Origin of the sequence: Novispirillum itersonii, from assembly GCF_014205675.1 — a bacterium.
Classification (GTDB): domain Bacteria; phylum Pseudomonadota; class Alphaproteobacteria; order Rhodospirillales; family Rhodospirillaceae; genus Novispirillum; species Novispirillum itersonii_A.
In genome coordinates, this window is the sequence record NZ_JACIIX010000001.1 from 265259 (window position 1) to 287095 (window position 21837).

Annotated in this window: 19 protein-coding genes and 1 pseudogene; 11 read left to right on the plus strand and 9 right to left on the minus strand. The window is 66.7% G+C overall.

Annotated features, from left to right (window positions below; genetic code table 11):
• Positions 1-24: 24 nt before the first annotated feature.
• On the plus strand, positions 25-930 hold the full coding sequence (locus FHS48_RS01220) for a LysR family transcriptional regulator (RefSeq protein ID WP_184260376.1): 906 nt from the start codon (positions 25-27) through the stop codon (positions 928-930).
• Between the two features lie 11 nt (positions 931-941).
• On the opposite strand, the gene bla is transcribed toward FHS48_RS01220, so the two are convergent.
• Entirely contained in the window at positions 942-1871 is a 930-nt protein-coding gene (bla, locus tag FHS48_RS01225) for a class A beta-lactamase (RefSeq protein ID WP_184260379.1), read from the minus strand.
• Positions 1872-2033: 162 nt separating this feature from the next.
• On the opposite strand from bla, the gene FHS48_RS01230 reads away from it, so the two are divergent.
• A complete protein-coding gene (locus FHS48_RS01230) occupies positions 2034-2921 on the plus strand; it encodes a LysR family transcriptional regulator (RefSeq protein WP_184260382.1) in 888 nt (295 codons plus the stop codon).
• Positions 2922-3115: 194 nt separating this feature from the next.
• Here the strand turns inward: FHS48_RS01230 and accC are convergent, their stop codons facing one another.
• The 3 genes from accC to aroQ are packed head-to-tail and all read right to left on the minus strand — an operon-like array spanning position 3116 to position 5429.
• Positions 3116-4456 carry an acetyl-CoA carboxylase biotin carboxylase subunit gene (accC, locus tag FHS48_RS01235; protein ID WP_184260385.1) on the minus strand — a complete coding sequence of 447 codons (1341 nt, stop codon included), beginning with the start codon at positions 4454-4456 and terminating at the stop codon, positions 3116-3118.
• 23 nt (positions 4457-4479) lie between these two features.
• Positions 4480-4926, minus strand: coding sequence for an acetyl-CoA carboxylase biotin carboxyl carrier protein (locus tag FHS48_RS01240; protein ID WP_184260388.1), 447 nt, complete (start codon positions 4924-4926; stop codon positions 4480-4482).
• A gap of 44 nt (positions 4927-4970) precedes the next feature.
• Positions 4971-5429 carry a type II 3-dehydroquinate dehydratase gene (gene aroQ, locus FHS48_RS01245; RefSeq protein ID WP_184260391.1) on the minus strand — a complete coding sequence of 153 codons (459 nt, stop codon included), beginning with the start codon at positions 5427-5429 and terminating at the stop codon, positions 4971-4973.
• Between the two features lie 245 nt (positions 5430-5674).
• On the opposite strand from aroQ, the pseudogene thiS reads away from it, so the two are divergent.
• From thiS to FHS48_RS01270, 4 genes and pseudogenes are all read left to right on the plus strand, one after another.
• Positions 5675-6678 (plus strand): annotated as a pseudogene (gene thiS / locus FHS48_RS01255) (sulfur carrier protein ThiS).
• A gap of 294 nt (positions 6679-6972) precedes the next feature.
• Positions 6973-8265 carry a flagellar hook protein FlgE gene (locus FHS48_RS01260; protein ID WP_184260399.1) on the plus strand — a complete coding sequence of 431 codons (1293 nt, stop codon included), beginning with the start codon at positions 6973-6975 and terminating at the stop codon, positions 8263-8265.
• A gap of 95 nt (positions 8266-8360) precedes the next feature.
• A complete protein-coding gene (locus tag FHS48_RS01265; RefSeq protein ID WP_184260402.1) occupies positions 8361-9551 on the plus strand; it encodes a GNAT family N-acetyltransferase in 1191 nt (396 codons plus the stop codon).
• A 2-nt stretch (positions 9552-9553) separates the two neighbouring features.
• Positions 9554-10132: a DUF924 family protein gene (locus FHS48_RS01270; protein ID WP_184260406.1), complete on the plus strand. Its 579-nt coding sequence runs from the start codon at positions 9554-9556 to the stop codon at positions 10130-10132.
• A gap of 31 nt (positions 10133-10163) precedes the next feature.
• Here the strand turns inward: FHS48_RS01270 and FHS48_RS01275 are convergent, their stop codons facing one another.
• Genes FHS48_RS01275 through FHS48_RS19975 form a run of 3 tightly spaced genes read right to left on the minus strand, consistent with a single transcriptional unit; the run spans position 10164 to position 12582 of the window.
• Positions 10164-11228 (minus strand): nickel/cobalt transporter, encoded by a 1065-nt coding sequence (locus FHS48_RS01275; protein ID WP_184260408.1) that lies wholly within the window; start codon positions 11226-11228, stop codon positions 10164-10166.
• On the minus strand, positions 11225-11926 hold the full coding sequence (locus tag FHS48_RS01280; RefSeq protein WP_184260411.1) for a DUF1007 family protein: 702 nt from the start codon (positions 11924-11926) through the stop codon (positions 11225-11227). The genes FHS48_RS01275 and FHS48_RS01280 overlap by 4 nt, the downstream gene beginning before the upstream one ends.
• The gene (locus tag FHS48_RS19975) at positions 11923-12582 is read right to left on the minus strand and encodes a CGNR zinc finger domain-containing protein (RefSeq protein WP_184260414.1); all 660 of its coding nucleotides are present in this window, start codon (positions 12580-12582) and stop codon (positions 11923-11925) included. The genes FHS48_RS01280 and FHS48_RS19975 overlap by 4 nt, the downstream gene beginning before the upstream one ends.
• A gap of 102 nt (positions 12583-12684) precedes the next feature.
• Between FHS48_RS19975 and FHS48_RS01290 the strand changes: the two genes are divergently transcribed.
• Both FHS48_RS01290 and FHS48_RS01295 read left to right on the plus strand, forming a co-directional pair.
• The gene (locus tag FHS48_RS01290; protein ID WP_184260417.1) at positions 12685-13452 is read left to right on the plus strand and encodes a DUF2066 domain-containing protein; all 768 of its coding nucleotides are present in this window, start codon (positions 12685-12687) and stop codon (positions 13450-13452) included.
• A gap of 155 nt (positions 13453-13607) precedes the next feature.
• Positions 13608-14549 carry a hypothetical protein gene (locus FHS48_RS01295; RefSeq protein WP_184260420.1) on the plus strand — a complete coding sequence of 314 codons (942 nt, stop codon included), beginning with the start codon at positions 13608-13610 and terminating at the stop codon, positions 14547-14549.
• Positions 14550-14559: 10 nt separating this feature from the next.
• On the opposite strand, the gene mutS is transcribed toward FHS48_RS01295, so the two are convergent.
• Together mutS and FHS48_RS01305 are read right to left on the minus strand one after the other, a co-directional pair.
• Positions 14560-17235, minus strand: a complete 2676-nt coding sequence (mutS, locus tag FHS48_RS01300; RefSeq protein ID WP_221443332.1) for a DNA mismatch repair protein MutS — start codon at positions 17233-17235, stop codon at positions 14560-14562.
• Between the two features lie 171 nt (positions 17236-17406).
• Positions 17407-17820, minus strand: coding sequence for a DUF7709 family protein (locus FHS48_RS01305; RefSeq protein ID WP_260402280.1), 414 nt, complete (start codon positions 17818-17820; stop codon positions 17407-17409).
• Between the two features lie 115 nt (positions 17821-17935).
• On the opposite strand from FHS48_RS01305, the gene FHS48_RS01310 reads away from it, so the two are divergent.
• The 3 genes from FHS48_RS01310 (at position 17936) to FHS48_RS01320 (ending at position 21765) form a co-directional block, all read left to right on the plus strand.
• Positions 17936-18721 (plus strand): AraC family transcriptional regulator, encoded by a 786-nt coding sequence (locus FHS48_RS01310; protein ID WP_184260426.1) that lies wholly within the window; start codon positions 17936-17938, stop codon positions 18719-18721.
• 185 nt (positions 18722-18906) lie between these two features.
• Positions 18907-19419, plus strand: coding sequence for a hypothetical protein (locus FHS48_RS01315; RefSeq protein WP_184260429.1), 513 nt, complete (start codon positions 18907-18909; stop codon positions 19417-19419).
• A gap of 57 nt (positions 19420-19476) precedes the next feature.
• Positions 19477-21765 carry an NADP-dependent malic enzyme gene (locus tag FHS48_RS01320; protein WP_311769054.1) on the plus strand — a complete coding sequence of 763 codons (2289 nt, stop codon included), beginning with the start codon at positions 19477-19479 and terminating at the stop codon, positions 21763-21765.
• The last annotated feature ends 72 nt before the right edge of the window (positions 21766-21837 follow it).

A 21837-nucleotide genomic window follows, 5' to 3' on the forward strand; every position in this document is an offset into this window, starting at 1 on the left:
CCGTTCCCGCACCCCGGAGCCGCCATGGACCGCCTTGATCTGCTGCGCGTTTTTATTGCTGTCGCCGACGCCGCCAGCTTTGCCGAGGCCGGACGCCGCCTGTCGCTGTCCCCCAGCCGGGTGACCCGCGCCGTTGCCGCGCTGGAAGCCAGCCTCGGCGTCACCCTGCTGCACCGGACCACCCGCTCCGTCCGGCTGACCGGCGACGGCAGCCTGTATCTGGACCGCTGCCGGGCCATCCTCGCCGATCTGGACGAAGCCGACGCGCAGGTGCGGGGCCGCCTGACCACCCCCCGGGGGCAACTGGTGGTGACCGCCCCGGTGATGTTCGGGCGGCTGCATATCCTGCCGGTGGTGGAAACCCTGCTCCGGACCTATCCCGATCTGGATATCCGGCTGCTGCTGCTGGACCGGGTGGTGCGGATGGTCGAGGAAGGGGTCGATATCGCCATCCGCATTGCCCCGCTGCCGGACAGTGCGCTGCGGGCGGTGCGGCTGGGGGCGGTGCAGCGGCTTCTGGTGGCCAGCCCGGCCTATCTGGCCGCCGCCGGAACCCCGGACAGCCCGCAGGATCTGGCCGCACACCGGCTGATCGCCAGCGAAGGGGCCAGCGGCCCGGCCCGGGACTGGCGGTTCGGCGGGGATACCGGCCACACCCTGCACATCACCCCCCGCCTGAGCGTCAACAGTCTGGATGCCGCCATCACCGCCGCCGTCCACGGTCTGGGGATCGTGCGGGTTCTGTCCTATCAGGTGGCGGCGGAACTGGCCGACGGACGGCTGGTGCCGGTGCTGCCGGGCACCAGTCCGCCGCCCGTGCCGGTCAGTCTGGTGTTTCAGGGCGGGGGCCGGGTTTCCCCCGCCGTCCGCGCTTTCATTGAAACCGCCCGGCAGCAGTTCGCCGCCCATCCGCTGCCGGTGCCCGCCTGAGCCAGACACCGTCAGCGGGATCCTGCCGCCACCACCTGCGCCAGCGTCTGCCCCAGCCCGGCCAGCGCCGCATTGCGCCGGTCGATATCAGCCTTGGTGCCGGTCAGATAGGCGGTGATCACCAGCGGGGAACGCTGTGGCGGCCACACCACCGCCACCACCGAGCGTGACCCATGGCCCCCGGCCCCGGTGCGGTCGCCAACCCGCCAGTCAGCAGGCAGCCCGGCCCGCAGCAGCGGACCGCTGACCTGATTGTCGACCAACCACTGCCGGAACTGCGCCCCGGCCGGATCCCCCAGCACCGGCCCCAAGGCCAGCGCCTGAAGGGTGCGCAGCATCGCCAACGGCGTGGTGGTATCGCGCAGATCGCCCGGAGTTGCCCCGTTCATCTCCGGCTCCCAGCGGTCGATCCGCGTCACCGGGTCCCCGATCCGCCGCAGCGCCGCCGTCAGCCCGCCCGGCCCGCCGATCGCCTGAAGCACCAGATTGGCGGCGGTGTTATCGCTGTAGGTCATCGCCGCCGCGCACAGATCGGTCAGGGACATCGCCGTTCCCGCCCGCTTTTCCGTCACCGGGGAGTAACTGACCAGTTTGGCCGCCTCCACCGGCAGGGTCTGCGCGAGGTCAGCCTCCTGCCGCTGGGCCTTTTCCAGCAGAACCCCACAGGCCAGCGCCTTGAAGGTGCTGTTCAGCGGAAAGCGTTCGGTCCCCCGGTATTCCCACACCTGACCGCTGGCGGTATCCAGCACCGCCACCCCGACCCGCGCCCCGAGGGAGCGTTCCACCGCCATCGCCTGTTTGCCCAGCGGCGCAAAGTTCAGCCCGCTTTTCTGTCCGGGGGTTTGCCCGCTGGCCTGCCCGGCACCCGCCGGGGCCGCCATCACCATCATTCCGGCCATGGCCACAGCCAGCGCCAGCAGTCCGCTGCGTCGGTTCCGCATCGTTATCATCCTTATCTGAAGGGCTTGTAAGGGGAAGAACACCGACAGCCGGCCTGTCTGTGGCCCCACCATGCCGGGAGCGATGCCCATCGACAAACGATCAATTCTGCGATTAGACATGAACCAATCTTGGCCTTTCCCTCACCCCTGACCGGTGCCCATATGGAAATTTCCCAGCTGCCGCTGAACGCCCTGCGGGCCTTCGAGGCCTCCGCCCGGCTCAACAGTTTCACCAAGGCCGGTCTGGAGCTGTGCGTGTCACAGACCGCCATCAGCCATCAGGTGCGCCTGCTGGAAGACCTTCTGGGCGTCACCCTGTTCACCCGCCTGCCGCGCGGGGTGGTGCTGACCGATGAAGGCCAGACCCTGCTGCCGGTCCTCAGCGATGCCTTCCGGCGGATGAGCACCATGCTCGCCAACTTCCAGAACGGCAGTTACCGCGACATCCTGACCGTCGGGGTGGTCGGCACCCTGCTGAACGGCTGGCTGCTGCCCCGGCTGCCCCGGTTCAGCGCCGCCCACCCCGGTATCGACCTGCGCCTGAAAACCAACAACAACCGTGCCGATATTCTGGCCGACGGTCTCGATTACTGCCTGCGGTTCGGCGATGGGGCGTGGCATGGCACCAATGCGGTGCCGCTGCTGGATGCCCCGCTGTCGCCGGTCTGCTCCCCCGCCGCCGCCAGCCGCCTGCAAACCCCGGCAGACCTGCTGCGGGAACCGCTGTTACGGTCCTACCGTGCCGATGAATGGGCGCTGTGGTTCACCGCCGCCGGGCTGACCGCCCCGCCGCCCCGGGGCTGGATGTTTGATTCCTCCGTCGGCATGGTCGCCGCCGTCACCCAGAATGCCGGGGTCGGGCTGGTGCCGGTACGGATGTTCGCCCACGATATCGCCGCAGGCCGGATTCTCCAGCCCTTCCCCCAGACTGTCACCACCGGACGGTACTGGCTGACGTGGCTGAAATCGCGGGAGGAAAACCCGGTGATGCAGGCGTTCCATCACTGGCTGCTGGAAGAAATCCGGGCCGGGGACAGCGCCACCGGGTGACGGCGGGGAGGACGAACATCGCGGGGCCTTCGGTCCGGGACTCTTCCCGGGCTTCCGCCCGGACCCGACCGGGGCCAATGCCCCGGACCCCCTTTCTTTTTTCAGAATACCAAAAAGGGGGCGCTTCGCCCCAAAAGCAACAGGGCCGCCAGTCCCTGCGGACGGCGGCCCTGTCAAACACAGCGTAAACCGGATCAGTCCTTGGCGAGGAACTTTTCCAGCCAGCGGATATCATAGTCCCCGGCCATAAAGTCCGGGTTTTCCACCAGCAGCTTGTGCAGCGGAATCGTGCTGTCGACACCGCCGACCACAAATTCCCCCAGCGAACGCCGCAGGCGGTTCAGGCATTCCGCCCGGCTCGGCCCGTGGACGATCAGCTTGGCGATCATGCTGTCATAATGCGGCGGTACCTTGGCCCCGGCGAACAGGCCGGAGTCAACCCGCACCCCCAGACCGCCCGGCGGATGGTAATCCACCACCGTGCCGGGGCACGGACGGAAGGTTTCCGGATCTTCGGCGTTGATGCGGCATTCGATGGCATGGCCGGAGAAGGAGATGTCCTTCTGGCTGTAGCCCAGTTCCTGCCCGGCGGCGATGCGCAGCTGTTCGCGCACCAGATCCAGCCCGGTCACCGCTTCCGTCACCGGATGTTCCACCTGCAGGCGGGTGTTCATCTCGATGAAGAAGAACTCGCCGTTTTCATACAGGAATTCGATGGTCCCGGCGTTGCGGTAGCCGATCCGGCGCATGGCGGTGGTCGCCACCTCGCCGATGGCCGCCCGCTGTTCGGCGGTCAGGATCGGCGACGGCGCTTCTTCCAGCACCTTCTGGTGACGGCGCTGGAGGGAGCAGTCACGCTCGCCCAGATGCACCACGTTGCCGTGGTTGTCGGCCAGAATCTGGATTTCGATATGGCGCGGGTTGCCGAGGTACTTTTCCATGTACACTTCGGGGTTGCCGAAGGCGTTCTGGGCCTCGGTGCGGGCGGTCGACCACGCTTCCGCCAACTCGGAGCGGGAACGCGCCACCTTCATGCCACGGCCGCCACCCCCGGCGGAGGCCTTGATCAGCACCGGGTACCCGGCCTTTTCCGCGACCTCTTCGGCCTCTTCCAGCGAATTGACCGCGCCCGGCGACCCCGGAACCACCGGCAGGCCAGCCTCGATGGCGGCCTTTTTCGCCGTCACCTTGTCGCCCATCATGCGGATGTGGGCCGGGGTCGGGCCGATAAACACGATCCCGTGGTCTTCCACCATTTCGGCGAAGTCGGCGTTTTCCGACAGGAAGCCGTAGCCGGGGTGAATGGCATCCGCCCCGGTGATGGTGGCCGCGGAAATGATCGCCGCCTTGTTCAGGTAGCTTTCCCGCGCCGGAGCCGGACCGATGCACACGGCCTCGTCCGCCAGCCGCACGTGCATGGCTTCAGCATCGGCGGTGGAATGCACCGCAACGGTCTTGATGCCCATTTCGCGGCAGGCACGGTGGATGCGCAGCGCGATTTCGCCTCGGTTGGCGATCAGGACTTTTTCAAACATCGGCGTCTCCGGTCGTCGCAGGCTTACTCGATGACGACCAGCGGCTCGCCATATTCAACCGGCTGGGAATCGTCCACCAGAATGGCGGCGATCTTGCCGCTGCGCGGGGCCTTGACCGGGTTGAAGGTCTTCATGGCTTCGATCAGCAGCAGGGTCTGGCCTTCGGTGACGCTGGCACCGACGGTGATGAAGGCGGCGGAACCCGGTTCCGGCGACATGTAAACCACACCGACCATCGGGGCCTTCACCGCACCCGGATGCCTGGCGGCATCGGCCGGGGCAGCCGGGGCCGCAACAGCCACCGGAGCGGCAGCGGCGGCCGGGGCGGCGGCGACATGGGCCACGGCGGCACCCTTGGCGACACGGATCCGCAGGGACTCGGTCTCATACTCGATTTCGTTGAGGCCGGTTTCACCCAGCAGGGTGGCCAGTTGGCGGATCGCTTCGCTGTCGATGGAGGTCTTGGTCATGGTTTTCCGTATCTCTTTCCTAGCCCTTTCTGGTCACGCCGCACTCAGGCAGACGCAACACCGGGGTCTCCGAGCAGACGGCTGAGAGCATCAATGGCCAGAATATAGCCATGGCTGCCAAAGCCGCAGATCATGCCGCGCGCCGCTTTCGCCACATAGGAGTGATGGCGGAAGGCATCGCGCTGATGAATGTTGGACAGGTGGACTTCCACCGTCGGCAGCTCGACCGCCAGCAGGGCATCGAGAATGGCGACGGAGGTATGGGTATAGGCGGCGGCATTGATGATAATGCCGGCGTAGTGCCCTTTGGCCTGCTGAATCCAGGTGACAAGCTCGCCTTCGGAGTTGGACTGACGGAAGTCCATCTCCAGGCCGCGCCACGAGGCGTGGGCCCGGCAGGCATGCTCAATATCACTCAGGGTTTCCCGGCCGTAGACCTCCGGCTGGCGTGTGCCGAGCATATTGAGGTTGGGACCGTTGAGAATGAGGATCGAGGTGTGCACGAACCTGCCGTTACGGTAGTTGACGGGCGAAATGGGACCTACCCATAGCGCAAACCGGGGGTGGGCGCAACATTGGCTGAGGACCACGGGCCAGACTTCTGTTTTTCCACGGTCTTTTGCGCCCGCCCCCGGTGCCCCGCAGCCCGGACATGGCGGGGAACGGCAGGGATGCAGACATTAGGGTTGTCGTCGCGCCGGGGCCGCCCCATACTCCCGGCCGTTGAACAATGCTGTCGGATTGATCCATGCAACTGACCGTGAATGGCGAACCGCGCACCTGCGAAACCGGGATGACGGTGGAAGGTCTGCTGACCTCCATCGGGCTGGATCCGCGCAAGGTGGCGGTGGAGCGCAACCGGGAAATCGTGCCCAAGTCCACCTTCGTCACCACCGCGCTGGCCGACGGGGATGTCATCGAAATCGTTCACTTTATCGGGGGCGGCTGAAAGCCATGACCGAAACGACCGTGGCCGCCACCGGGGCGGATACCTTCACCGTTGCCGGACAGACCTTTTCCTCCCGCCTGCTGGTCGGCACCGGGAAGTATAAGGACTTTGAGGAAACCGCCCGCGCCATCGAGATTTCCGGGGCCGAGATCGTCACCGTCGCGGTCCGCCGCGTCAACGTCTCCGACCCCAGCCAGCCGATGCTGGTCGATTACGTCAGCCCGAAAAAGTACACCTATCTGCCCAACACCGCCGGCTGCTACACCGCCGACGATGCCGTGCGCACCCTGCGGCTGGCCCGCGAGGCCGGGGGCTGGGATCTGGTGAAGCTGGAAGTGCTGGGCGACCAGAAGACCCTGTACCCCAACATGCCGGAAACCCTGAAGGCCGCCGAAGCCCTGATCCGCGACGGCTTCAAGGTGATGGTCTACTGCTCTGATGATCCGATTCAGGCCAAGATGCTGGAAGACATGGGCTGCGTCGCCATCATGCCGCTGGGTTCCCTGATCGGGTCCGGCCACGGCATCCTCAACCCGGTCACCATCCGCCTGATCAAGGAACAGTCCAGCGTTCCGGTGCTGGTCGATGCCGGTCTCGGCACCGCCTCTGATGCCGCTGCGGCGATGGAACTGGGCTGCGACGGCGTGCTGATGAACACCGCCATCGCCGGGGCCAAGGACCCGCTGGCGATGGCGCTGGCCATGAAGCTGGCGGTGGAAGCCGGGCGTCTGGCCTATCTGGCCGGACGGATGCCGAAGAAGATGTACGCCGATCCGTCCTCGCCGCTGGCCGGACTGATCTGACCGTATCGTATCTGGTCGGGCCGGAGAGGCCCGATGCATCACAGAGGCACGGGGCGTTTTCCGCCACGGAACCGGAGACGGTTTCAGGCGGGAAGCGCCCCGATCCTTTTTTGCGTCACCCCTCAAAAAACAGCGCCTGATCAGGCAATTTTTGCCGTATCAATCCCGGCCCCGGCGTTTCCTGCCGCGTCACGGCCTCCGGGTTTTAATTAAAATCCTTTATTTTCAATATTCTAATAACTGGCATGCTATTCGCATGAGACGGTCACCTCTTTTTCCGCCCTGAGAGTGACCATGGCAATCTTCGGCGCAATGAACACATCCGCTCTGGCTATGAATGCGCATAGCCATACCATCGGGAGCATTGGCACCAATATCGCCAACGTCAACACCACCTCTTATAAGAAGGTGGAGACGCTGTATCAGACGATGAGGAACCATGTGGCCCCGCGCTACAGCTTCTTCGCCGTCAACACCGTCGATGTCCGGCGCACCAACGATCAGGGCTCGATCGTCTCCAGCGGCCGGGCGATGGATGCCGCCATCAACGGTCAGGGCTTCTTCGTCACCAACACGCAGGCCGACGGCACCGGGGAAACCCGGTATACCCGCGCCGGGACCTTCACCGGTGAGTCCTATACGCTGGACAGCAGCACCAACGGCAGCGGCGCGCTGGATCAGGGGACCCGTCTGGTCACCCTGAACGGCGACTATGTCATGGGCTACAAGGCTAACGATGACGGCACGTTCTCGTCCAGCCTGTCGTCGATCGACTATGCCAACAACGCCATTGATCCCGGGCGGTCAACGTCGAAGATCGTGATGCACGGCAACCTGCCGTCGGCCAACGGCTCGACCCGCACCTATCAGACCAGCCTGCCGGTGGTGCGCACCGTCACCAACAGCAGCGGCATCCCGGCCAGCGACACCAAAACCGTCAACCTGACCTTCAGCCCGACCTCCGGGACCGCCGGGTCGTGGGATCTGCTGACCTCCGGCGGCAACGGCGTCACCTCGGTCACCACCAATCCGACCAAGCTGGTGTTTGACGGTCAGGGCAAGCTGGATACCTCCGCCACCGGAACCGGCACCGACACCATCTCGATGACCGTCAACTATGCTGACGGCACGTCGCAGAGCGTGCAGGTCAACATGGCGGACTTCACCCAGTACAGCGGCGATACCGACATCACCATCCGCCGGATGGAAAACAACGGTATGACCGCAGGGACCCTTCAGGGGACCTATTTCACCAAGTCCGGGGATCTGGTCGGGCGCTTTTCCAACAACACCGAAAAGACCCTGTACAAGCTGCCGCTGGCCACCTTCGTGAACCCGGAGAAGCTGGAAGCCATTGCCGGTAACAGCTACCGTGGCAGCCCGGAGGCCGGGGACCCCACCCTGCTGTCGCTGAAGGCCGGGGACACCCGGGCGGAAGTGCTGGGCTCCAGCCTTGAAATGTCCAACGTCGATCTGGAAGACCAGTTCAGCAAGATGATCGTCACCCAGCGGGCCTACAGCTCCGCCGCCACGGTGTTCCGCACCACCGACGAAATGAGCCAGACCGCCCGCGACCTGTTCGGCTGACCGTCTTCCCCGGGGACCTGATCCCCCCTTGCCCGACCCGCAGGACTGCCCCACCTTGGTGGGGCAGTTTTGTTTTCAGGATCCGGATCTGACTGATGGCTGATGGCACCGCGCCGCTGACCCTTTCCGTTCATGCCTCGATGCAGGACATTCCGGCGGTGGCATGGGATGCCTGCGCCGGAGACGACAACCCGTTCTGTAGCCACGCCTTTCTGTCGATTCTGGAAGACTCCGGCTCCGCCTGCGCCGAAACCGGCTGGCAGCCCTGCCCGCTGACCCTGACCGATGCCGCCGGTCAGGTCGTTGCCTGCGCTCCGCTGTACCTGAAAAGCCATTCCTACGGCGAATTTGTCTTCGACTGGTCGTGGGCTGAGGCCTTCCAGCGGGCAGGCGGGTCCTATTACCCGAAGTTCCAGTGCGCGGTGCCCTTCACCCCGGCCACCGGCCCGCGCCTGCTGACCGGTTCCGCCAGCGGGGCGCGGCGGCTGGCCCTGCAGAAAGCCCTGACCGACGGCATGATCGCGCTGGCGGAAGCCAACGGGGCGTCGTCCGTCCACATCACCTTCCCGACGGCGGAAGAGGCCACGGCCCTGTCCGGCCATCACCGGTTGATGCACCGCAGCGGCCTGCAATATCACTGGACCAACGACGGCTACGGCAGTTTTGACGACTTCCTCGCCGCCCTGAACTCCCGCAAGCGCAAAACCCTGCGCAAGGAGCGGGAAAAGGCCAACGCTCAGGGGGTCCGCTTCCTGACCCTCAGCGGCGATGCGATCACCCCGCGCCACTGGCAGGCCTTCTACGGCTTCTATCTGGCGACGGTTGACCGCAAATGGTCCAACGCCTACCTGACCGAACGGTTCTTCACCCTGCTGGGGGAGCGGATGGCCGACCGGGTGGTGCTGGTGATGGGCGAGGACGAACAGACCGGGGAACTGGTGTGCGGCGCCCTGAACCTGCGCGGCAACACCACCCTGTATGGCCGCAACTGGGGGGCCACGGAACGGGCGAAGTTCCTGCATTTCGAGGCCTGTTACTACCGCGCCATCGACTATGCCATCGCCCACGGCCTGACCCGGGTGGAAGCCGGGGCACAGGGCGAACACAAGCTGCTGCGCGGCTACCGCCCGGTGCTGACCCATTCCCTGCACTGGATCGCCCACCCCGGGCTGGAGGCCGCCGTCAGCCGGGCCCTGCGGCAGGAACACGCCGCCATCCGCCAGACCCTGGAGGAGATGGAGGACGACAGCCCGTTCCGCCAGTCCCCCGCCATACCGGAGTCCTGATCATGCCCCTGACGCCGTTTCGCGATCTTCCGTCCCTGCGGGATGCCGTTCTGGAGTTCTGGTTTCAGGGCCAGCCGGAGGTCTTCAATCCGGCATGGTTCACCAAGGACCCCGCCTTTGATGCCGCCATTGCCGGGCGTTTCGGGGCCGCCGTGGATCAGGCTGCCGCCGGGGCGGCGGATGGTTTGATGGCGGACCCGCACGGGGCGCTGGCTCTGTGCATCCTGCTCGACCAGTTTCCGCGCAACCTGTACCGGGGCACCGCCCGGGCCTTTGCCAGCGATGCCAAAGCCCTGTCGGTGGCCCGGCAGGCGGTGGCCGACGGCTTCGACCGGATTTTCCCGGTAGCGCAGCGGATGTTTTTCTATCTGCCTTATGAACATAGCGAAGACCCGGCGATCCAGCGGGCCTCGCTGCGGCTGTTCGCCAGCCTGAACAACGATGATCTGCTGGACTACGCCCGCCGTCATGCTGACATTATCGCCCGCTTCGGGCGCTACCCGCACCGCAATGCTGCCCTCGGCCGCCCCAGTACGGCCGAGGAAGAGGCCTTCCTGCGGGAGCCGGGATCGTCGTTTTAACCGGATCGCCGGGTAACCGGACAGCAGCCCCTTACAGCAGCGGATGGACCGGGCGGGTCAGGGCATCGGCCAGCAGGCTGACGCCGATGACCAACAGAAGCACCCCGCCCGCAAGACCAAACCCCCAGCCCCAGCGGGCCGCCGATCCGGCCCCGGCGGCGGCCAGCCGGTCCGCCAGATGGCGGGATCCGCGTGCCAGTGCCGCCAGAAGGGCGACGGTCAGGCCGGTGCCCAGCGACATCGCATACACGGCGGCAATCCCCGCCCCCCACAGGTTCAGCCCAAAGGCCAGCACCAGCACCAGAACCGCCCCGGAGCAGGGGCGCAGCCCGACCGCCACAGCGGCGGCGGCCGCCTGTAGGGGCGAGGAGGTCAGATCCGGCGGCGGCAGAGGAACATGGCCGCAGGCCCCGGGACCGTGCCCGTGCCCATGGTCATGGTCATGGTCATGGTCATGGTCATGGTCATGGTCATGGTCAGCTCCATGACCGTGATGGCAAGAACTATGATGATGATCGCCGTGATCATGGTGATGGTGATGGTGACCGCAGCCCACCGGTTCCCCCTGTCCCGGGCGGTTCCGCCAGCAGCGCCACAGCAGCAGCAGACCGACCCCGGCGACAGCGGCGGCGCTGACCGGCTCCATCATCGCCTCCGCCTCCCGCGCTGCCCAGCGGGCCCCATTGTGCAGCAGCAGGAAGGCCCCACCGACCAGCACCACCGCCGAGGTGCCCTGCACCAGCGCCGCCAGCATCGCCATCCACAGCGACCGCCGCAGCGCATCGCCGGACACGGCGGCATGGGTGGCAATCACCGCCTTGCCATGGCCGGGGCCTACGGCATGGAAGACCCCATAGCCAAAGCTGACCGCCATCAGGGTCAGGGCGGCGGCAAGACCACCCCCGTCTGCCGTCAGTCCCCGGACTGCCGCCGCCAGATCGCTGTGGAGGGACCGCTGAAGGTCAGCGATGGCAAACAGGGCCTGTGTCAGCAGGCCGGGGCCTGATCCCGGGTCCACCCCACTCTGGGCCAGCACCGGGCCGGACAGAAACAGGGCACACAGGGCAACTGGCAGCAGAAACAGGTAACGGTTCATTGTGCAGCGGCTCCCGGTCCACAGGTCAGGGTGATCACCCGGGCGAAGGCAAAGCCGATGCCCTCCGTCCCCGGTTTGATGTCTTTCGGCACATTCTTGTCCGGCACCAGAGTCGGCCCGCCCATCAGCGGGCGGCTCGGCGGCTCCTGCGGCAGGCTGGTTTCCGCCAGACAGCCGGGCTGCGGCGGCGACAGGGTCAGCGGATGGCGCTCCACCGGGTCAACGCCGATGAACAGGGTCGGGTCGTAGCCGCGCAACCGCAGCCGCCCGCCCTCCAGCGCCACCGGCGTCGCCAGCGGAACCGTAAACCGGAACACGATCTGCCCTTTTTCCAGCGTCGCCTTGCGGTCCGTCACCGTCCCGACACCGATCCGCCGCTCCTTGCCGCCACTGTCCTGCCGCAGGTCGAGGTAATAGTGCCAGTCCTTCAGGCGGCGGATCGCCCCGTCAATCAGCTCGTCCAGCTCTTCCGGCGAGACGGTATGGTCCTGATTGGTATCAATGATCTCCTGCGACGCCTGCGAATAGACCTCGTCAAAGGTCCATTCCACCGCCACCGCCCGCACCAGACGGTCTGTCCCGACCTTCAGGTCATACCGGGCATCGATCCACACATGCGGGTGCGCTGCCGCCGGGGCGGCCACTGCCAGCAGCAGCACCGCACCGGTTGAGACACCAGACCGCCACACCCTCATCATTCTGCCTTCTCCTGTCCGGCCCCGGCTTTCCGGCTGGCCCGGTGCCGCCCGGCCTTGGCACGGTTGCCACAGACCGCCATATCACACCACCGGCGGCGGCCGTTGCGGGTGGTGTCCAGAAACAGCCAGCCGCAATCCTGCCCGGGGCAGCAGCGCAACCGGTCCGGGGGCACCGCCGTCAGCAACGGCAACGCCGCCGTCACCAGCGGGCCGAGAATAGCCGCCACCCCGCCCTGCGGCCAGCGCCAGCCGAACGCCGGGTCCGCCGGGGACCCCGCCGCAGCCACCAGTCCGGCCACCGACAGGCACCGCCCGTGTTCCGCCACAATCACCGCCACGTCCTCCCGGGCCGGATCCCCGCGCCGGGAAACCTGTGCCAGCGTGCGGTACAACGCCTCGCGCAGCCGGACCGCCCGGTCCAGATCCGCCACCGTCAGGGCGGGCATCGCACAGCCCTGTGGCAAAATTCCGGCATGAATCGCCCAGTCCGCCAGATGATCCGGCTGTTGCAGGTGATCCAGCCACTGCTCTCCACCCCGGCCGCTGCTGGTGTTGGTGAAATCCAGCACCGGGTGATTGCCCAGCAGATGCAGGGTCCCCGCCCGGGACGGATGCGCCAGCGGACCGTTCCCCGGGGAGTGACCGGTTGTCGTCATCGCGGAATGCCTCTGTTAAAGTAACCATCAAAAAGCATTTTAACGGTTATCCCATTTTCGATACACTGTTTATACAGCGTCTTCCGGATGGAGTGTCCGCCGATGTCAGCCCTCTCCCGCCTCCGCCCCCTCCTGCCTGCCTGTCTTATGGCCTGCGTGCTGGCCACTCCGGCCACCGCCGCCCCGCCGTCCTCCGCCTTTTACACCGGAGAGGCGATCATCACCGGGCGGGATATTCCCGCCGAACGTCTGCGCGGCTACCGCATGGCCCTGCCCCGGGTGGTGGCAAAAGTCTCCGGGGACAGCCGCCTCGGCGACAGCCCGGCTGTACAGGCCGCCCTTGACCATGCGGATGCTCTGGTCCGCGACGTCAGCTTCATCGACCGGCTGGCTAAGAAAAAACTGATGGATGAACAGGGCACCCGGGAGCGCAGCTTTCTGATGACCGTGCAGTTTGATCCGGCGGCGGTGGACCGGCTGATCCGCGCCAGCGGCCGCCAGCCATGGCCAGAACCCCGGCCAACGGTGCGGGTGGCCCTGCGCATCACCGATTCGGTCGGCCCGTTCCTGCTGGCGGAGGACAGCCCGCGCGGCACCGGCCAGCGGGAGGTGGTCACCGATGTCGCCCGCCGCCTTGGCCTGCCGGTGGTACTGTCCGGCGATCAGGCCCCGCCGCCGCCCGCCGCCGCCATCCTGACCGGCGATATGGTGATCCGCCCGGAAGGGGGCTGGACCACCGCCTGGACCCTGACCGCAGCGGTGCTGCCGCAGCCGGTGCGCTGGGAAAGTCAGCCCGGAACCTTTGACCGTGCCATCGCCGACGGACTGGAAGAAACATCCCGCACCCTCAGCCCCTCCGGCCGCCGCTGATCCGCCAAACCGGGACAGATCAACCGTGAGCCATACCGCCGGAGAATTTTTTTCTTCCGGTTGCCCTTGACAGGGTTTATTGTCACAACCTGAGCGGGTTCAGTAAAAAACAAACCACCAGAAAAAGACATCCATTCTCTGTCAACGGACCTTCCATGCAAGGCCCTCTGTTCCAAAGTGTCGCCCTGACGATCTGGGGCAACGCCGGTTTTCCGTCGACAGTCTCCGGTTTGGCCCCGGGTCTGCCGATGTTTCCGGCAGAGCACAGTACGCTGCGCGCCTGCGCCAGTGTCCGTTTCATCACCCTCAGGCAGACCCCTGCGGGCTGGGAGGAGCACCCCTGCGCCGAAACTCCGGACCACTGGCTGGCCCGGCTGCACGACGATGGCATCCGCCACCTGCGCCTGCACCGCGTCGATGCCTCCGACCCTTTTCTCAATCCGGAGGCATCAGCAGCAGCCGGGGCCGAAACCTTGCCCCCGGACCTCCTGCACGCGGAACGCTGGCTGATCGAAGCGGTTCGGCCCGAGGGGTCCGATATCTGGCAGGCCCGCTGGCACCGGGCTGAACCGGCAGAGGCGGGCATTCTGCCCAGCAGCGGGCAGATCTGGTCCGTCACCTATGGCCGGATCGCCACCGGCTTCCGCCCGCCACCGGGAGACCTGATCCATCCGGACCGGCTGGCACAGGCCTTCAGCCAGACGCTGCGCCGCTGTCAGGATCTGGCCCACCGCCACGATCAGGCCCATGCCGTCACCGGCTTTGATCTGGCCCTGCGGAAGCTCACCTCGCAGACCCCGGAAGTCGGGTTGCCCTACCCGGACCTGTTTCCTGCCGCGCTCTGTACGGCGGACACCCTGCGGGCCCGGCAGCTTCTGGCCTGTGCCCAGACCCTGTGGGAGTTGTCCCCCGGTCCCGGAGGGCCGGACTGTGCCGCCACCATGACCGATGACGAGGTCAGCGACTGGTCCGGCCTGCGGGCCGCCTTGCGGAACCTGCAAAATCAGGCCGTCCTTTACGCCGCCAATCTGGACCTGCCCCCCCCGGCCACCATCCCCCGTCCCGGACTGCGCCGACGCTGGTGGCCCTTCGGCTGACCCCGCCGCCTCAGCCTCCGGACAGGGCTGCCTTCAGGGCATACAGCTGCTCCAGCGCCGCCCGGGGCGACAGATCATCGGGGTTGACCGTGCGCAGGGCCTGCAAAGCGGCCGTTTCAGCCGCCGACAGCGCCGGGGCCACCGGTTCCACCGGCGGTTCAGGCTGCTTTGCCCGCTTCAGGGCGACCGCGAACAGCGGCAGATCATCGGCCAGACGGGCAACCGCGCTGCCCTGTTCCCCGCTTTCCAGCGTTTTCAGCACGTCTTCCGCCCGGTGGATCACCGCCGCCGGAAGCCCGGCCAGACGGGCAACATGAATCCCATAGGACCGGTCCGCCGCCCCGGCGATCACCTCATGCAGGAAGATGATCGAGCCTTTCCACTCTTTCACTTTCATCGAATGGCAGGACACCTGCGGCAGCTTGGCCGCCAGCGCCGTCAGCTCGTGATAGTGGGTGGCAAACAGGGCCCGGCAGCGGTTGACCTCGTGCAGGTTTTCCACCGTCGCCCAGGCAATCGACAGGCCGTCGAAGGTGGCGGTGCCGCGCCCGATCTCGTCGAGAATCACCAGCGACCGTTCGGTGGCCTGATTGAGGATGGCAGCGGTTTCCACCATCTCCACCATGAAGGTGGAGCGGCCCCGGGCCAGATCGTCGGCGGCCCCGACGCGGCTGAACAGCCGGTCCACCACCCCGATTTCCGCCGACCGCGCCGGAACGAAACTACCCATCTGCGCCAGCAGCACGATCAGGGCGTTCTGGCGCAGGAAGGTGGACTTACCGGCCATGTTGGGGCCGGTCAGCAGCCACAGGCGCTGCCCGTCGGACAGATCGCAGCCGTTGGCGACAAACGGACCGCCCCCGGCACGCTGCAAGGCCTCCTCCACCACCGGATGACGGCCATCGGTGATCAGGAAGCGGGTGTCGCCGGTCAGCACCGGGCGGCTGTACTGGCGTTCCGAGGCCAGTTCCGCCAGCCCTGACAGCACATCCAGCGCCGCCAGCGCCTGCGCCGCCCGGGCGATCTCCGCCGCCTGCGCCAGCGTATCGGTCACCAGCGCCGTAAACAGCTCCAGCTCCAGCGCCAGCGCCTTATCCCCCGCGCCCCGGATCCGGTCTTCCAGCTCCGACAGCTCGACAGTGGTGAAACGCACCGCGCTGGCCATGGTCTGGCGGTGGATATAGGGGCTGTCGCCGTCCTTGCGGGCGGCCAGCATCGTATCCGCCCGCTTGGCCGGAACCTCGATGAAATAGCCGAGAATATTGTTGTGTTTGACCTTCAGGCTGTCGATGCCGGTATCCTGACAGTACCGGGCCTGCAACCCGGCAATCAGACGGCGGCTTTCATCGCGCAGGGCCTTCAGCTCATCCAGCGCCGCGTGGAAGCCGGTGGCGATAAAGCCGCCATCGCGGGCCAGCAGCGGCAGATCCGGGGCCAGCGCCCGCTCCAGCTTATCGACCAGCGTGTCATGGCTGCCCAGCGCCCGGGCCTGCCCCATCAGCAGATCCGGCGGCGCCCCCAGCCCGCCGCCGGTGGCCCGCTGCACCAGCAGGCGCAGCGACGGCGCTTCCCGCAGGGCATCACGGATCACCGCCAGATCGCGCGGGCCACCCCGGCCCAGCGACAGGCGCGACAGCGCCCGCTCAATATCCGGGCAGCGGCGCAGCGCCTCCCGCAGGTCGGCCCGCACCGCATCACCGGCCACAAGGGCTTCCACCGCATCCAGCCGGGCATCAATGGCCGCCGGATCGGTCAGCGGTGCCGACAGCCACGATGACAGCAGCCGCGCCCCGGCCCCGGTGACGGTGCGGTCAATCGCCGCCAGCAGGCTGCCCCGGCGTTCCCCCGACAGGGTCTGCAACAGTTCCAGATTGCGGCGGGTGGAGGCGTCGATTTCCATCGTCGCCCCGTCGGCCAGCCGCTTCAGGGCCTCCAGACGCGGCAGACGGCCCTTCTGGGTCAGCTCGACATAATCCACCAGCGCCCCGGCGGCGGCGACCTCGGCACGGGTAAAGCTGCCGAACCCATCCAGATCCCGCACCCCGTACAGCGCTTCCAGCCGCTTGCGGGCGTTGACGCTGTCAAACCGCGAGGACGGCAGCGGCGACAGGCAATCCCGCCACTCCGCCCACAGGTCAAACAGGTCCGGCTTCTGGGTCAGGCGGTCGGGCAGCAGCACTTCGCCGGGCGACAGGCGGGCCAGCGCCGCCGCCAGACCCCGGTCGGTACAGGGCTGTACGCAGAATTCCCCGGTCGAGACATCAACCCACGCCAGACCGTAGTCGCCGCCGACATCGGCCACCGCCGCCAGAAAGTTATGGCGGCGGGCATCAAGCAGGGTGTCCTCGGTCAGGGTGCCGGGGGTGATGATCCGCACCGCCTCGCGCCGCACCAAGGCCTTGCCGCCGCGCTTGCGGGCCTCCGCCGGGTCTTCCATCTGTTCGCACAGGGCAACCTTGAAGCCCTTGCGGATTAGCTTGGACAGATAGGCTTCGTGGCTGTGTACCGGCACCCCGCACATCGGGATCGGCTCGCCCAGATGCATCCCGCGCTTGGTCAGGGCGATATCCAGCGCCGCCGCCGCCTTGACCGCATCGTCAAAGAACAGCTCGTAGAAATCCCCCATCCGGTAAAACAGCACACAGTCCGGATGATCGGCCTTGATGCCCAGATACTGCTGCATCATCGGCGTCACCTCGCCGCTGACGGCGGGGGTCAGATCAGCCGTATCGACAGCAGTTTCGGTAACGGCATCTGGAGTTTCAGGCAGATCAGCAGCTTCGGTCACGGACAGGCCTCGGGGGAATCAGGGCGGGGGACAGACAGCCCGGACCATACCAACGGTTGCCCGGCCCTGTCACCCGTCCACCGCATCAGCCAGCAGGGCCGCCGCCACATCGCCGACCCAGCGCCGCCCGGCCGAGGCCCCGGCCTGCCATTCCGACGGGGGGAACAGGCCGAACAGGCCGATGTGCAGCAGGGTCGGCACCGCCGCCGCCAGACGGCTTTCCAGCGTCTCCAGCGCCACAGCCTCCACCCCGGCGGCAACAGCGGCATCATAGTCAGCGATGGTCCGCAGCAGGGTGGCAACCGTACCGGTCTGCACCCGGGTGCCATCGGCCAGCGTCACCACCGGCAGGGTCTCTCCGGGGGCAATCGCCGACCGGTTGATCGCGGCAAGGGCCTCGGTTCCGGCCGGAGACCAGCCTTCAGGCGGGGGCGAAACCAGAGAGCCGGAACCAACGGGAAGATGGGACAGAAGATGGGACATCGGACGCTCCATGGCAGAATTGCAGCATGACGTCACTCTAACCCGGATCTGCACTGTCACTCTTGCGCCAAAATGCCATAGAGTATCGCAAAACAGACATCCCCGGACCGCTGCCATGCATCTGGATATCTACCGCCTCGATAAAGACAACAGTGTGGAGCTGTATCCGCATTCCCACATCACCGGGCAGGTGTTCGTGATTGAACGGGGGCTGGTCCGCACCACGGCCCTTGGGGCGGATGATCCTGACGGAGAAACCGTGATGTCCCCCGGAAACTGGTGCCTGATGCCGGGACAGATCGGCTGGATGCCGCCACGGGTGGTCCACTCCGCGGTCGTTCACGGTCCGGTCCGGGGCTTCGGGCTGCATTTACCGCCGGAGCTGTGCGGCCCGCTGCCCCGCACCGCGCGGATTGTTGCCCAGACCGCCCTGACCGCCGCCCTGCTGGACCGGATGTCCGGCTGGGTCCCCGGCCCGGTCATTGACCCCGCCCGCCAGCGCCTGTTGCAGGTCCTGCTGGATGAACTCCCCAACGCCCCGGCCCTGCCCAACGGCCTGCCGCTGCCGCAGGATCCCCGGCTGCTGCGGTTTGCGCAGGCGCTGCTGGAAACGCCTGACGACAAGACCCCGCTGGCGGACTGGGCAGCCCGGCTGGCGATGACCGAACGCACGCTGGCCCGCCGCTTCACCGCCGAAACCGGCCAGACCTGCGGCCAGTGGCGGCAACAGGCCCGGCTGTTCCGGGCGCTGGAGCTGCTGGCCGACGGGGAACCCGTGCTGACAGTGGCCCTGAGTGTCGGCTACGACAGCCTGAGCGCGTTCGGCGCGGCCTTCCGGCGGCAGTTCGGGCAGTCCCCGGCCCGGTTCCGCACCTCCGGCGGGCTTGGTCCGACCGCCTGACCGGACACTTTTGGTCTGACCCGCAGCGCCCTGATACCGCCCCCGGCCTGACCAAAGACCGAATAATTCAAAACGATTGGTGATTCGCGCAATTTTCAAACAAACCCTCTAGGCAGACGGGCACAGCTGCGGCAGTATAATTACCCTTCCTTATCCGGGTCATACCCGCAACCGGGAGCATCCCCGTGTCCAAATCGCGTTCCTCCTCCGCCCACGACCCCTTCGCCCCGCGTGAACTGGTCGGCCTGTTCCAGACCCCCGCCGCGCTGGAAGCCTGCATCACCGACCTGCTCGACGCCGGGTTTGATCACGACGACCTGTCGCTGCTGTCCAGCCATCAGGCGATTGAAGCCGCCGCCCCGGAAGGGGACAGCTGGCGCGACCGCCTGCTGCCACTGCTGACCGAAACCCGGTACGACGTGCCGCTGGTGGCGGGCACCCTGATCGCGCTGGCCACCGGCCCGACCGGGGCACTGATTGCCGGTCTGGCCGCCGCCGGGGTCGGGGCCGCCGCCCTGAAGGAAATCATCTCCGAAGTGGTGTCGCATCCCGACACCGGGGCCTTCGCCCGCGCGGTCTCCGCCGGGGAAATCGTGCTGTGGGTGTCCGTCGACTCGCCGGAAGGCGAAACCGCCGCCCGGGGCCTGCTGGCCCAGCACGGGGCCCGCAACATCCATCTCCACCACGGCGAGGAGTGACCGCCGGTCACCCCGCCCTGATATCATCCTGTCCCTGTCTTCCGGATACCAACGTCCATGTCCAGCCACACCCCCTCCGACGAATCGCCCAAGATCAGTCTTGAACGTGAATCGCTGCTGATGCACGCCAGCGGCCGTCCGGGGAAGATCGAGATCGTCCCGACCAAGCCCCTGACCACCCAGCGCGACCTGTCGCTGGCCTACAGCCCGGGTGTGGCCGCCCCCTGCATGGAAATCGCCCGCGATCCGTCGCTGGCCTATGACTACACCGCCAAGGGCAATCTGGTGGCGGTGATCTCCAACGGCACCGCCGTGCTGGGCCTCGGCGATCTCGGGGCGCTGGCGGGCAAGCCGGTGATGGAGGGCAAGGCCGTTCTGTTCAAGAAGTTCGCCGACGTCGATTCCATCGACCTTGAAGTCGATACCCGCGAGGTCAGCGAATTCGTCAACTGCGTGCGCTTCCTCGGCCCCAGCTTCGGCGGCATCAACCTTGAAGACATCAAGGCCCCGGAATGCTTCATCATCGAGCAGCAGCTGCGCGAGATCATGGACATTCCGGTGTTCCACGATGACCAGCACGGCACCGCCATCATCGCCGCCGCCGGGCTGATCAACGCCTGTGAGCTGACCGGCCGCAACCTCGCCGACGTCAAGGTGGTGGTCAACGGCGCCGGGGCGGCGGGCATCGCCTGTCTGGAACTGGTGAAGGCCATGGGCGTGCGCCACGAGAACGTCACCCTGTGCGACACCAAGGGCGTGATCTACAAGGGCCGCACCGAAGGGATGAACCAGTGGAAATCCGCCCATGCGGTGGATACCCCGGCGCGGTCGCTGGAAGAGGCGATGACCGGGGCTGACGCCTTCTTCGGGCTGTCAGTGAAGGGCGCGGTGACGCCGGAGATGGTGGCCGGGATGGCCCCCAACCCGATCATCTTCGCCATGGCCAACCCCGATCCGGAAATCACCCCGGAAGAGGTCCATGCCGTGCGCAAGGACGCCATCGTTGCCACCGGCCGGTCCGATTATCCCAATCAGGTCAACAACGTCCTCGGCTTCCCCTACATCTTCCGCGGCGCGCTGGACGTGCGGGCCCGCACCATCAACGAAGAGATGAAGGTCGCCTGTGCCCGGGCGCTGGCCGAACTGGCGCGGGAAGACGTGCCCGATGAGGTCGCCGCCGCCTATTCCGGCCGCCGCCTGCGCTTCGGGCCGGAATACATCATCCCGGTGCCGTTTGATCCGCGCCTGATCTCCACCATCCCGGTGGCGGTGGCCAGGGCGGCCATGGCCTCCGGCGTCGCCCGCCGCCCGATCATCGACATGGATGCCTACCGCCACGAGCTGGCGGCGCGCCTTGACCCGATGGCGGCGTCGATGCAGACCATCTTCGACGAAGTCGCCGCCAACCCGCAGCGGGTGGTGTTCGCCGAAGGGGAAGAGGAAAAGGCCATCCGCGCCGCCATCGCCTTCCGCAACTCCGGCTACGGTCAGCCGGTTCTGGTCGGGCGGGAAGACCGCATCGCCGGCACCGCCAAGGCGCTCGGCCTCGGCTCGCTGGACGGGGTGGAGATCCACAACGCCGCCAAGTCGTCGCATACCAAGGACTACACCGATTCCCTCTACGCCCGGCTGGGCCGCAAGGGGCACCTGTACCGCGACTGCCAGCGTCTGGTGAATCAGGACCGCAACGTCTTTGCCGCCAGCATGGTCAGCCATGGTCAGGCCGATGCGATGGTGTCGGGCCTGACCCGCACCCATGCGGTGGTGGTCAGCGACATCCAGAAGGTGGTGGATGCCCGCCCCGGCGAGCGGGTGTTCGGCATGACCATGCTGCTGTCCCGGGGCCGCACCGTGTTCATCGCCGACACCACCATCCACGAGCTGCCGACCGCCGAGCAGCTGGCCGACATCGCCGTCGGGGCCGCCGCCAAGGTGCGCCAGATGGGGCATGAACCGCGCGTCGCCTTCCTGTCCTATTCGACCTTCGGCAGCCCGATGGCGATGGAAACCACCACCCCGCGGGAAGCGGTGAAGATCCTCGACAGCCGCAATGTTGACTTTGAGTATGACGGCGAAATGGGGGCCAATGTCGCCCTTGATGCTGAATTCCTGAAAGTTTATCCGTTCTGTCGCTTGTCGGGACCGGCCAACATCCTCATCATGCCGGGTCAGCATTCGGCCAACATCAGCTATAAGCTGATGGACAAGCTGGGCGGTGCCACCGTCATCGGCCCGATGCTGATCGGCCTACAGGCCCCGGTGCAGATCGTGCATCTGGATGCCAATGTCAGCAATCTGGTGACGATGGCGGTTCTGGCCGCCCACGACGCCATCAAGACCCGCTGATCCCGGTGTTGCCGGGGGAACCGCGGGCAACGGGAGGTTTCATGCGCCCTGTGTTCTGCGGTTCCCCCGGGA

Bases quoted from the DNA above. Each gene is read 5' to 3' on its own strand.
- FHS48_RS01220 (WP_184260376.1), top strand. From the start codon at position 25: ATGGACCGCCTTGATCTGCTGCGCGTTTTTATTGCTGTCGCCGACGCC.
- bla (WP_184260379.1), bottom strand. From the start codon at position 1,871: ATGCGGAACCGACGCAGCGGACTGCTGGCGCTGGCTGTGGCCATGGCC.
- FHS48_RS01230 (WP_184260382.1), top strand. From the start codon at position 2,034: ATGGAAATTTCCCAGCTGCCGCTGAACGCCCTGCGGGCCTTCGAGGCC.
- accC (WP_184260385.1), bottom strand. From the start codon at position 4,456: ATGTTTGAAAAAGTCCTGATCGCCAACCGAGGCGAAATCGCGCTGCGC.
- FHS48_RS01240 (WP_184260388.1), bottom strand. From the start codon at position 4,926: ATGACCAAGACCTCCATCGACAGCGAAGCGATCCGCCAACTGGCCACC.
- FHS48_RS01260 (WP_184260399.1), top strand. From the start codon at position 6,973: ATGGCAATCTTCGGCGCAATGAACACATCCGCTCTGGCTATGAATGCG.
- FHS48_RS01265 (WP_184260402.1), top strand. From the start codon at position 8,361: ATGGCTGATGGCACCGCGCCGCTGACCCTTTCCGTTCATGCCTCGATG.
- FHS48_RS01270 (WP_184260406.1), top strand. From the start codon at position 9,554: ATGCCCCTGACGCCGTTTCGCGATCTTCCGTCCCTGCGGGATGCCGTT.
- FHS48_RS01275 (WP_184260408.1), bottom strand. From the start codon at position 11,228: ATGAACCGTTACCTGTTTCTGCTGCCAGTTGCCCTGTGTGCCCTGTTT.
- FHS48_RS01280 (WP_184260411.1), bottom strand. From the start codon at position 11,926: ATGATGAGGGTGTGGCGGTCTGGTGTCTCAACCGGTGCGGTGCTGCTG.
- FHS48_RS19975 (WP_184260414.1), bottom strand. From the start codon at position 12,582: ATGACGACAACCGGTCACTCCCCGGGGAACGGTCCGCTGGCGCATCCG.
- FHS48_RS01290 (WP_184260417.1), top strand. From the start codon at position 12,685: ATGTCAGCCCTCTCCCGCCTCCGCCCCCTCCTGCCTGCCTGTCTTATG.
- FHS48_RS01295 (WP_184260420.1), top strand. From the start codon at position 13,608: ATGCAAGGCCCTCTGTTCCAAAGTGTCGCCCTGACGATCTGGGGCAAC.
- mutS (WP_221443332.1), bottom strand. From the start codon at position 17,235: ATGATGCAGCAGTATCTGGGCATCAAGGCCGATCATCCGGACTGTGTG.
- FHS48_RS01305 (WP_260402280.1), bottom strand. From the start codon at position 17,820: ATGTCCCATCTTCTGTCCCATCTTCCCGTTGGTTCCGGCTCTCTGGTT.
- FHS48_RS01310 (WP_184260426.1), top strand. From the start codon at position 17,936: ATGCATCTGGATATCTACCGCCTCGATAAAGACAACAGTGTGGAGCTG.
- FHS48_RS01320 (WP_311769054.1), top strand. From the start codon at position 19,477: ATGTCCAGCCACACCCCCTCCGACGAATCGCCCAAGATCAGTCTTGAA.